Below are 9,220 nucleotides of genomic sequence, written 5' to 3' on the forward strand. Positions count from 1 at the left end.
TACTCAGAAATTTAGCTGCGGTTGGAGCCGTTAAAAAGTAAATCGGAACGAAATAATTTATTAAATCTATAAAGGGTAAATTTGTCCTTTATAGATTTATTTACGTACCTTTACAACATATGCATCATAAAAACCGGCTGACATGACCAAACAAAGAAGGGACGATACAATCCCAGAGAAAAGTTCTAAGCGCTTTTTCGTCATACTGCTAACAGCTTTTATCCTCCTTCCGACTGCCACCTTTGCCCAATCTGGGAGCACCGGGGGCAGCGGCCTTTTCAGTATGCCGGGTATTATTATCACCATCACCCTGTTGATTATACCTGTTGTCGCCGCCCTTTTTCTGCTGGTGGTGAAGGCAAATGCGCTCTTCAGGAACATTCAGAACAGAAAGGACTCCGAGGAGGCCACCCGTTTCGCCGCATACCTGAAGACGTTGAATGCGGAGCAGCTGGAAGCGCTGCAAAACGACAGACTCCACCAGGATTATCACTTAAGCAACCAGGAGCTATCAGGGCCTTTTTCTCCAGAGGACTCCAAAGGCCTTTTAAGCAACATCAACGAGCGGGCCAACATCCGCTTCATAGAGGCCAAACGCAGGGCCATCGTACGTCCCGGCATCGACCCGGCACTCTCAAGACTCATCCTTTGGTTTTTAGGGACTGCTACGTTCTGGCTTGTCTTTGGTACATCGGTGGGAGAATATATCGGCATTAAGTTCGTGGCCCCGGATGTGGACCAGGTGAGCTGGCTGAGCTTTGGCAGGTTGCGGCCGGTGCATACTAACGCAGTTTTCTGGGGCTGGTCGTCGCTGGCTATGCTCGGGCTGGGCTATTATGTCGTGCCGCGGGTGAGCAACATTCAGATACACAGCCTAAAGGCCGGCTGGTGGACACTCATCCTCATCAATGTATCGGTTGTGTTGGGCACTATAGCGCTAATGGCAGGCATCAACAACGGCGGCGGCGAGTACCGGGAGTACATCTGGCCCATCCAGTTGCTGTTCGGCATTGGGTTGGTGATCACCCTGGTGAACTACCTGAGAACGGTTGCCAACCGCAAAACGACAGAGATCTATGTGTCGAACTGGTACATTGTGGCGGCCGTCATGTTTGCGATCGTGATCTCTATTGTGGCGTATGTGCCTAATTTTCAAAACGGGCTCGGCGAAACCATCATCCAGGGCTACTACATGCACCAGGGCGTGGGCATGTGGTTTATGCTCTTCACGCTCGGTCTGGTGTACTATTACCTGCCCCAGCAGCTCAACAAACCCATTTATTCCTACAGTCTGGGTATACTTGCTTTCTGGTCGCAGATATTCTTCTATACCCTGATCGGAACACACCATTTTGTATTCAGCGCTATTCCCTGGTCGCTGCAGACGGTAGCCATTGTGGGTAGTGCGGGCATGATTATACCGGTTGTATCAGGCACTACCAACTTTATAATGACCTTCCGGGGCGCCTGGCATAAGGTAGCCGGCAGCTATACCCTGCCTTTCTTCATTGTGGGCATCATCTTCTATTTCACGGGTTCGCTGCAGGGCACGGCGGAGGCCTTCCGCAGCACCAACCTGATGTGGCACTTCACAGACTTCACGGTGGCGCACTCGCACCTGACTATGTATGGCATAATCGCCTTCTTTCTGTGGGGTGGCATCTACGCCATCGTGCCACGGCTTACGCGCCAGGAGCCCCCACAAATCACGGTGGGCATTCACTTCTGGATGGCCTTTATCGGTATGATGTTCTATACCGTTCCGCTGATGTGGGGCGGTACCATGCGCGGACTGATGTGGATGGAAGGGTTGCCTTTTATAGAGAGTGTGACCATGATGGCTCCTTACTGGTTGTGGCGTGCCATTGGCGGTTCGCTGATGTGGGTGTCGCACCTGGTGTTCGCCTACAACATGTACCGGATGATAAACCCGCGCAAAACAGTGAACATTAATGACGAAGCCATCAAAAAACTCCATACGAACAACTATGAATTGGTGGACATCCTCGATAAATGAAAGCAACAGACAATAGCACCCAATAAATTCCTAACAGTTGCGCCCTAGCACACAAAGCATATGATGGACTTTTTTAACGACTATAGAAAACTTTACCTCACGGCACTCGGCCTGTTTGTCCTGCTCACCATACTGGTTGCCATTATGCCTGCCATCAGCAACCAGAACAACAACAGTCCGCTGCCAACCGAAGAGGCCTTGAGTGATGCCGCCGTGCAAGGCAAGGCGCTCTATGTGGCCAACGGCTGCGTGGCCTGCCATACCCAGCAGGTGCGTAACCTCGATATGGACAAGGTATGGGGCAAGCGCCCCAGTATTGCTGCCGATTATGCCGATGAACAACGCACCGACCTATGGCGCAATACGGCCACCCTGATGGGGACAGAGCGCACCGGCCCAGACTTAACTGATATAGGCAGCCGCCAACCAAGTGCCGAATGGAACCTGTTGCACCTGTACCAGCCACGCGCAGTAGTAGCGGAGTCGATTATGCCGGCTTACCCATGGCTGTTTGAAGAAAAAGCGGAGCTCGAGGAAGACGATGTGGAGGTTCCTGTGCCTGATGCTTTCCGGAAAGGTGTGCAAGGCAAGATCGTGGCAACCCAGAACGCCCTGAATCTGGTAGCCTACCTGCAATCGTTGAAGCAGGCGGAGCTGCCCGGCTCCATGGCTGCGCCGGAGTTCCTGTACAAGCGGGAAGAAAAAGCTAAGACGGATGCAAGTGGAGGCGAAGACTTGGGGCTGGATGGTGCTGCGCTTTACGCAGCCAACTGCCAGAGCTGCCACCAGGCCAACGGCGAGGGCCTGAAAGGAGCCTTCCCGCCCCTGAAAGGTAGCCAGATTGTACTGGACGATAACCCGGAGGTGCTGATTGATGTGGTGATGAACGGCTACGATGCCCGGCCGGAGTTTGCCTCCATGCCAGCCATTGGAACGAATATGAAATTATCAGCTGCGGAGGTAGCCGCCATCATCAACCACGAGCGCACCAGTTGGGGCAACAGCGCGCGCAAGGTGCCGGTGGATGAAGTTCAGAAGATCATGGATTTCCTGAAGCAGACAGCCAAGAAATAAGGAGATACAAAGTTTATATTAAATTCTAAATTATACCTATGCAAAACCAGGAAGAAGATTACGTGCCAAGCCTAATAACAGCCACGCCCTTTGAGGGACGGCAACTCGCTATCAAACTTGCCCGGAAATCCATTGGCGCTATCCAGCCGGATGCCGGCATCCGGCAGCAGCTACGTGCTGCATACGCTTCCGATACAGCGCAGTTAATTGCATCAGCTCACGTAATAGCGGTAGAATTTCAAACGATTGCACATGCAAACAATTACTGGCGAGCAAAAGATTAAAGAATAATTTACCTATGAAAACATTCCTGATAACAGTGCTCGGCATACTCTTCAGCCTGGCAGTCTATGCCTGCCCGGTTTGTGAAAAGCAGCAGCCAAAGGTGCTGCAGGGCATCAGCCATGGGGCAGGCCCGCAAAGTGACTGGGACTACGTCCTTGTTTGGGCCACGGTGGTCATTGTGGTGGCTTGTTTGTTTTTTAGCATAAAATGGCTGGTCCGTCCGGGCGAAAAAGGCAGTGACCACATCAAAAGAACCGTATTAGATTTCTGACAGAATGGAAGACAAGAGCTCTGTAATAATTTTTGTAGATGATGATCCGCAGCCTGTAGGGTCCTTCAAATCGCCCATCAACTTTGAGCTGGATACCCGCAAACTGGTCGATGGAGAACATGTCCTGCGAATTGTCAGCAAAGACCCGTCTGGTAAGGAAGGCATCCGCAGAATACCGTTTGTAGTGCGTAACGGGCCGGACATAAATGTGGAAGGCATTTCTGAGAATGAGGTGGTAGACGGTGTGCTGCCCATCATGGTAAGTGCCTATGGCAAAGGCGATCAGAAAGTGTTCCTGATAGAGGGAAGTGAAACCCCCAGGAGCATACCCAACTGGGTCTGGATCCTACACATCCTGTTTGGCGGCTGGGCAATGTATTATCTTATCACACAGTTTACAATTTAAAGATGACACAAAAACACGATATAACCGGGCTGGAAGATATAAAAGTATTGGTAGATGAGTTCTATACCCTGGTCCGGAAAGATGAGCTACTGGCACCGATCTTTCTTTTCAGACTCAATACTTACTGGAAGCCGCACCTGGAAAAGATGTATACCTTCTGGAACGCTGCACTGTTCGGAGTCAGAGGCTATACCGGAAACCCGTTTGCAAAGCATGCCACCATGCCCGTAGATGGAGAACACTTCGAACGCTGGCTGTCTCTTTTCATAGGCACCGTAGATACTTATTTTGAAGGCCCGATGGCAGAGGAGGCGAAGAAAAGAGCTTTGATCATGGCCACCAACTTTGAAAGGCGTATTGATGGGCTGAAAGGAACTGATACAGTAACGCTGGTATAACCGGCAACAGTAGAGGTTGATTTTTTATAATTGATCTGATGAAGTTGAAATGGAAATGAAAGAAATTCATGCCAATGCTTCTTACAAAGTGTTGAGCGTTAGCTTAGGCAAAGGAGAGGGCATGCCGCTGCATCATGCCTCGTCAGATGCGTTCCTGGTTATCAGAGTGGGTAAAGCAGTGCTGAAACTCCGGGAAAGAGAAGTTGTACTGGAACCAGGTGACACTATGGTTATTCCTGCTAATGAGCCGCACAGTCTGCATGTTTTGGAAGATTTTGCTGCCTCCGTTGTTTTAGCTTCTGGTGCGCATATACTTTTCACCAAGAGCTAGTAAGGCCAAAGGATTAACTGCATATTTCAAATTGCTGTTGTAGCAATACGATCAGGTATAACTCAGAGCCAGAAACTGGTGCTTATAGTTTTCTGTTCAATGTTAGGCTTTATACTATATGTTTGTAGCAGAATTTTTAAATAAGGGGAAAGAATATGATTTCTAAGGCGTGCAAATATGGTATCAGGGCGGCAGTTTATATTGCCTCGAAAGCTGGCGAAGGGGTTAAACTTAATATGAAAGAAATAGCAAAAGAGGTAGATGCGCCTGAAGCTTTTACAGCAAAGATTCTGCAAATCCTCAACAAGCACCGGATTATTACTTCTTTAAAAGGACCGTACGGCGGATTTTTTATTGAAGAATACCAGCTGGAGCAACCTGTAATCAATATTGTGAATGCCATAGACGGAATGGCCGTTTTCTGGGAATGCGGACTGGGTTTGCAAAAATGCTCTGCCACCCACCCATGCCCCATGCATGATAAATTTGCAGTGGCACGTGAGTCCCTGCGGGATGTGTTTCAGAACACAACTATACAGCAACTGGCAAGGGAGCTTAAAGAGGGTACTTCATTTATAAAGAACCTTACATAGGTATTCCCTGATAGAAGTAAATCTTGCCGGTGTTTAAGGACATTCAAGTAACTTTAGTCGGGCCAGTTTGTAAAAAACAGTGGCTGGCACAGTTTAAATTACGCTTTCTTTTTAACTCTATATTACAATAGGCCATTTTTTCAAAGAGGTTAATAGATGATGCCTTTCCTCTTCTTACCCGTTTTCGTTTAACTCCGTCATGATTTCTGCAAAGAGTCTGGTAGATTTTAAACGGTCATCCAGGTTGTACATGGTTGACACAGTAATCAATTCATCCACGCCCGTTTCTTCCAGAAATTCCTGAATCTGCGTTTTCACTGCTTGCTTACTCCCGACAAAGGAATACCGGAGCATTTGCTGTAAAGTTGGATGCTGCAATATTTCTTTCAACTCTTCCGTCATTTCAGTTGGTGGATGCAATGGGGCTCTGGATCCTGTTAACACCCCCACAAACATTCGGATTAGTGAGGTGAATAGCTTTTCGGCCTCCTCATCGGTATCGGCAACCAGAACGTTCACTCCTGCAATGGTATAGGGTTTTTTTAAAAACCTGGAAGGTTGAAATTCCTGTTCATAAATTCGCAAGGCATTGTGCAAATGAGTTGAGGCAAAATGACTGGCAAAAGCGTAAGGCATCCCCTTTTCGGCGGCAATATGCGAGCTATCGGTAGAAGAGCCCAATACATAAACAGGAACATCTGTACCTTCTGCAATTGGCGCCCTCACTTTGGCGGTTTGATTTTCTTTGGAAAAGTATTGCTGAATTTTTTCTATTTCCCGAGGAAAGGAATGTGCCGCCTCCATAAAATCTGACCGGATAGCACGGGCAGTTTGCTGGTCTGTACCAGGCGCCCTTCCGAGGCCTAGATCAATGCGGTTTGGGTATAGATGAGCAAGCGTGCCAAACTGTTCGGCTATAATTAATGGCGAATGATTAGGAAGCATCACACCACCTGAGCCTACCCGGATAGTGGTGGTGTTTTCGGCCACGTAACCAATGAGGAGTGATGTGGCACTACTGCCAATATTATCTGAGTTGTGGTGCTCGGCAAACCAAATGCGTTTGTAATGATGTGCCTCCGCTTCTTTTGCCAATGCCAAAGAATTGTGCAGTGTCTGCTGTATGGTTTCTCCCTGCGATACAATAGCAAGTTCAAGAATAGAGTAAGCAATGTTTTGTTTCATGGTATTCAATTCATTTTTGTTTCTGTTAACGTCTTCCCTGGGTGTGTGAGATGTAATCATTTTCCGTCTTGCCCTCTAAGCCAGCCGGCTCGCCGTACCGTAAGGGGCAATAATGGGAGATATTCGGAATAATGACATACACATCTCTCACCACCTCTAAGTCTTACGGCCTTTTGCCTTTTTCAACTAATTGGGCTCTTATCTCGTTGGCAACGTCCACTGTTTCCTCCAGTATACTGTCATGGTAAATCCTTGGTCTGCACGCTGGTGACATGATAGAGAAAGGTATGCGGAGTACCTGCTGTGTATTAAGGTGGTAGGATGATGTGATTGAAGCACTGAGATACCAAGCGGCGCAAAAGTAAAATTCAACCGAGCTATTAAATTATCGAACATTAGGCATAGGGATTTAGCGACTGTATGTAAAGACTGAAGCAGGAGTACAGAAAATAATTAATTTTGATTGAGCGTATACCTATGAATAGAATTTAGAGCTTAGCCAGACTTAAAGAGTTAATTATTAAAAAAGAATATCGGATTATGAGTACCAGAGCAAGTGACCAGCAGAAAAAACAGCGCCAGAAAGAATTTCTGGAAAGGAAAAAACATCAGGAGTCTCTTAAAATTTCAGCAAGAGAGGCTAAACACAATTCCCCCAAAAATGACAATAACACGGATAGAGGCCCTAAAATAGAAGATTAAGCTTAACTCAAGGTGAAAATTATGAAAGATGATAAAGTGCTTAAGTATATTCAAGAGGTTATAGAGAACATGCCAGCTGACTGGTTGGAGCTAACCACTCATCGCCTGGATATTTATGAAGAACAATTAGCCAAAACCCAATTCTTAGAGCAGTTCGAAAACCTGTTTAGAGACAGCAATTCTGAAACATCAGCGCTCGGTGGTTTGCCTACTGCTTACGACTATATTCGGCTGGGCCACCCACTATCTTCGGTACTGGAATGGACTATTGCCAAGTTGAATAATCTGAAACCTGAGAATGTCATCAGTTTTTCTTCCAGAACGATCCCAATTTTAGCAGTTCTGAGAAAGAACCTGCTGGATCGGAAGCATACCCAGATTGTTCATACCGGTGGGTTGCCGGATGCTTTCGATGCTGACGTGCTAAAGCGTGTTTACGGGTATAGGTTTAATGTAAAGCAAGTTGAGAAAGTAGAAGTAGTTTCTGAATTTAACGGCAGTACTATTTTTGTTTCACAAAGAGATGAAATTGGTGAAGTTGATCTTAACCCGAATATCGACTTCTCTGTCCTGATTCATCCTCGATTGGGAAGTATCTTATTGGTAAACGGAGATCAAAAAGAACGCTATATCTCAGAAATTCAGCATGTGCGAAGAAGAGAAACAATTGCCATGACTCCGGCCAATTGTTTTGCTGCCTTGCAGCAGCTGACAGGGAAAGCTTCTACCGATTATGAGCAGCATGACGTCGAGAAGAACAAAGCAAGTGTCTTAGCATCAATCAAAAATATCACCGGAACAAATATAGGGGCGCTGGTTGCTTCATCCGGGTTGTCTATGCAGTATGCGATCATGATGGGGCTGGTGCACGAGGCACTGGAAAAACACAAAGGCAAGGCTATTAAATTTGTTGTCCCTCCTAATTGCTATGGTGGAACAAACGACCAGGCCAGGCGAGTAGCTGCTTGTCTGGAAAATGTTGAAATAGTGGACCTGCTCGTCGATGGGGAAAATGATATGGTTCAAAGCATTGATGCAGTGCTGGACAAAATTGCCAGCCAGGATGCTGTGCCTTACATTATTGCTGAGATTCCAACAAATCCAAGGGTTGAAGTTCCGGATCTTGCAAAACTAAGAGATGTTTTAAGTAAAGAGCGTAAGACCGCAGCCGGTGAAGTTGCAATTGAACCGGTTTTTATCCTGGATCAGACATTTTGCCCTAATGTACAGTTTGCAAGTGAAGACGGAGTACTCTCAACCATCAGGACCATATCCTATGTTAGCGGCTCAAAATTTCCGAGTGGGGGAAAAGTTACGGCCGGCTACTGTGTAGCAAATACAAAAGCAGAAGCTTTGCTGGGAAAAATAGCAAAGCACTTAAAGCTTTGCGACAACGAGGCTACTGCTCTTCAGATGGAGATACTGGCAGAGCAATTGCCTTCTATGAATCAAAGGATTGCAGATGCTTATGTGAACACAAGAGCCTATGTGAATTTTATCAAAGAGGTATTACCGGCGGCAAAAATCAATTTTGTTTCTGATGAACTGGCTGAAGAAGGATTTACACCATCCGTGTTTTCACTCGATCTTCCAACAAAAGGGAATACGGCTGAAGAAAGAGAATCTTACAAAAGAGCGTTAAATTTAAAATTAATCAATTTAATGATAGAAGAGATTCCCCATGAAAGTAAATACTGTGTGAGCTATGGGCAGTTGAAAGGGTCTTATTGGACGATTCCTGCAACCTCCACCCAAGGGACGACAAAAGAAGTTGACAAAGATTATATTGCCCGCGTAGCACTATCACCTGACATGGACCTTGAACTACATAAAAAAGTCTTTCTAGATTTTGTCGAGCAAATTTAAGTCTTTGCTCCAGGCACCATTGTTACTTGTAGCAAAGGTGCTCAGCTATTGCAAGAGGAGTGAAACGTATAAGGAGTAACCGAGCCAATTTA

The 9,220-nt window shown here is 46.6% G+C and carries 11 protein-coding genes; 10 read left to right on the forward strand and 1 reads right to left on the reverse strand.

Annotated features, from left to right (window positions below):
- The first annotated feature begins 142 nt into the window (after positions 1-142).
- From FJM74_RS21880 to FJM74_RS21915, 8 genes are all read left to right on the forward strand, one after another.
- Entirely contained in the window at positions 143-2,017 is a 1,875-nt protein-coding gene (locus tag FJM74_RS21880) for a cbb3-type cytochrome c oxidase subunit I (protein ID WP_241739297.1), read from the forward strand.
- A gap of 60 nt (positions 2,018-2,077) precedes the next feature.
- The gene (locus FJM74_RS21885; protein ID WP_206684089.1) at positions 2,078-3,091 is read left to right on the forward strand and encodes a cbb3-type cytochrome c oxidase subunit II; all 1,014 of its coding nucleotides are present in this window, start codon (positions 2,078-2,080) and stop codon (positions 3,089-3,091) included.
- A 38-nt stretch (positions 3,092-3,129) separates the two neighbouring features.
- A complete protein-coding gene (locus tag FJM74_RS21890; RefSeq protein ID WP_187264786.1) occupies positions 3,130-3,375 on the forward strand; it encodes a hexameric tyrosine-coordinated heme protein in 246 nt (81 codons plus the stop codon).
- 14 nt (positions 3,376-3,389) lie between these two features.
- On the forward strand, positions 3,390-3,647 hold the full coding sequence (locus FJM74_RS21895) for a hypothetical protein (RefSeq protein ID WP_187264787.1): 258 nt from the start codon (positions 3,390-3,392) through the stop codon (positions 3,645-3,647).
- Positions 3,648-3,651: 4 nt separating this feature from the next.
- Positions 3,652-4,053 carry a cytochrome C gene (locus FJM74_RS21900; RefSeq protein WP_187264788.1) on the forward strand — a complete coding sequence of 134 codons (402 nt, stop codon included), beginning with the start codon at positions 3,652-3,654 and terminating at the stop codon, positions 4,051-4,053.
- 2 nt (positions 4,054-4,055) lie between these two features.
- A complete protein-coding gene (locus FJM74_RS21905; protein ID WP_187264789.1) occupies positions 4,056-4,451 on the forward strand; it encodes a group III truncated hemoglobin in 396 nt (131 codons plus the stop codon).
- Between the two features lie 49 nt (positions 4,452-4,500).
- A complete protein-coding gene (locus FJM74_RS21910) occupies positions 4,501-4,782 on the forward strand; it encodes a cupin domain-containing protein (RefSeq protein WP_187264790.1) in 282 nt (93 codons plus the stop codon).
- A 155-nt stretch (positions 4,783-4,937) separates the two neighbouring features.
- Positions 4,938-5,375: an RrF2 family transcriptional regulator gene (locus FJM74_RS21915; protein ID WP_187264791.1), complete on the forward strand. Its 438-nt coding sequence runs from the start codon at positions 4,938-4,940 to the stop codon at positions 5,373-5,375.
- A gap of 174 nt (positions 5,376-5,549) precedes the next feature.
- Here FJM74_RS21915 and FJM74_RS21920 read toward each other — a convergent pair whose 3' ends face one another.
- Positions 5,550-6,560 (reverse strand): LLM class flavin-dependent oxidoreductase, encoded by a 1,011-nt coding sequence (locus tag FJM74_RS21920; protein WP_187264792.1) that lies wholly within the window; start codon positions 6,558-6,560, stop codon positions 5,550-5,552.
- 540 nt (positions 6,561-7,100) lie between these two features.
- Between FJM74_RS21920 and FJM74_RS21925 the strand changes: the two genes are divergently transcribed.
- Complete coding sequence (locus FJM74_RS21925; RefSeq protein WP_187264793.1) at positions 7,101-7,262, forward strand: hypothetical protein; 162 nt, start codon at positions 7,101-7,103, stop codon at positions 7,260-7,262.
- Between the two features lie 21 nt (positions 7,263-7,283).
- Positions 7,284-9,128, forward strand: a complete 1,845-nt coding sequence (locus FJM74_RS21930; protein WP_187264794.1) for a PLP-dependent aminotransferase family protein — start codon at positions 7,284-7,286, stop codon at positions 9,126-9,128.
- The last annotated feature ends 92 nt before the right edge of the window (positions 9,129-9,220 follow it).

This window comes from Pontibacter beigongshangensis (assembly GCF_014332515.1).
In the GTDB taxonomy this organism is placed as follows: Bacteria; Bacteroidota; Bacteroidia; order Cytophagales; family Hymenobacteraceae; genus Pontibacter; species Pontibacter beigongshangensis.